This window comes from Pseudonocardia nigra (assembly GCF_019396355.1).
In the GTDB taxonomy this organism is placed as follows: Bacteria; Actinomycetota; Actinomycetes; order Mycobacteriales; family Pseudonocardiaceae; genus Pseudonocardia; species Pseudonocardia nigra.
The window spans coordinates 1-780 of record NZ_JAHKRK010000540.1 but is presented as its reverse complement, the minus strand read 5'-3'; the positions used below and the strand labels follow the sequence as shown (position 1 = coordinate 780).

1 protein-coding gene is annotated in these 780 nt (G+C 66.3%); it reads left to right on the top strand.

What is annotated here, in order from left to right; genetic code table 11:
• Positions 1–19 precede the first annotated feature (19 nt).
• On the top strand, positions 20–780 hold a 761-nt coding region (locus KME75_RS42095; RefSeq protein ID WP_308283543.1), incomplete at its 3' end, for a reverse transcriptase domain-containing protein.

The following is a 780-nucleotide window of genomic DNA, read 5'->3' as shown; positions in this document are numbered from 1 at the left end:
GGCCGAGGTGGGGGTCGAGGTGTTCCTCGACCAGCTGCGGACCGAGGTGAAGGACCGCAACTTCCGCCCGTTACCGACACGGGAGCGGATGATCCCGAAGCCGGGAACGACGAAGCGTCGTCGCCTGGGGATCTCCACCGTGCGGGATCGGGTGGTCCAAGCCTCCTTGAAACTGGTGTTGGAGCCGATCTTCGAGGCGGATTTCCTCCCGTGTTCCTACGGGTTCCGCCCGAAGCGCCGGACCCATGACGCGGTGGCCGAGGTGCGCCACTTCACGGCCCGTTCGTATGAGTGGGTCGTGGAGGGGGACATCAAAGCCTGTTTCGACGAGATCTCGCATCCGGCCCTGATGGGCCGGGTGCGTCAGCGTGTCGGGGACAGACGCGTCCTGGCCCTGGTGAAGGCGTTCCTGAAGAGCGGGATTCTCGACGAGGACCGCCAGTTGAGGGACACCGATGCCGGGACCCCGCAGGGGTCGATCCTCTCACCGCTGCTGAGCAACGTGGCCCTCTCGGTGCTGGACGAGTACATCGCCCAGGCGCCGGGAGGCCCGGGCATCAGCCGCAATGAGCGGCTCACGCGGCGTCGTCATGGTCTGCCCAACTACCGCCTGGTGCGGTACGCAGACGACTGGTGTCTGCTCGTTTCGGGCACCACCGGCGACGCCGAAGCTCTCCGCGAGGAGATCGCCGGGGTCTTGTCCACGATGGGTTTGCGCCTGTCACCGGAGAAGACCCTGATCACCCACATCGACGAGGGCCTCGACTTCCTCGGATGGCA